We start from the raw sequence: 746 nt of genomic DNA, 5'->3' as shown, positions 1-746 counted from the left end.
GCCGACGCTGCCGGACATGGACGAGAAGAGGACGAAGGCGTCCAGGACGCGGTCGCGGGTCAGCTCGTCCAGGTACAGAGCGCCCAACGCCTTCGTACGCAGGACATTCGCGAACCGCTCCGGGGACAGCGCGTCGATCACACCGTCGTCCAGCACTCCCGCCGTGTGCACCACGGCGTCCACCGGATGCTCGGCCAGCAGTGCGACCAGAGCCTCCCGGTCCGCCACATCAGCCGCCACCACACTCACGCGCGCCCCAATGCCCTGGAGTTCGTCCCGCAGGACAGCCGCACCCGGCGCGTCGAGGCCACGCCGGCTGACCAGCACCAAGTGCTCCGCGCCCTGCTCTGCCGCCCAGCGGGCCACCCGCGCGCCCAGCGCACCCGTGCCACCGGTGATGAGCACCGTCCCACGCGGCTGCCACCCCGCCGAGTCACCGGCCGGGACGACGCGTTCCAGACGGCGCCCGAAGACGCCCGAGGGGCGGACGGCGACCTGGTCCTCGGGGCCGGAGCCGAGGAGTACTCCGGCGAGGCGGGCCGTGGCGCGCCGGTCGAGGGTGTCGGGCAGGTCGACCAGACCGCCCCACCCGTCCGGATACTCCAGCGCCGCAACCCGCCCCAGACCCCACACCGCACCCTGCACCGGATCCGGCGCACCGTCCGAACGGCCCACCGACACCGCACCCCGCGTCAGCACCCACACCCGACCGCCCACCCCCGCGTCCCCGCACGCCTGCAGCAGCG

The 746-nt window shown here is 74.3% G+C and carries 1 protein-coding gene; it reads right to left on the bottom strand.

The window, feature by feature from the left end; translation table 11 throughout:
* Positions 1-746: beta-ketoacyl reductase (locus AC5WRT_RS38980; RefSeq protein WP_496098947.1), on the bottom strand; the 746-nt coding region annotated here is incomplete at both ends.

This window comes from Streptomyces sp. NTD91 (assembly GCF_059510455.1).
This window is presented reverse-complemented; position numbering and strand designations above follow the sequence as displayed.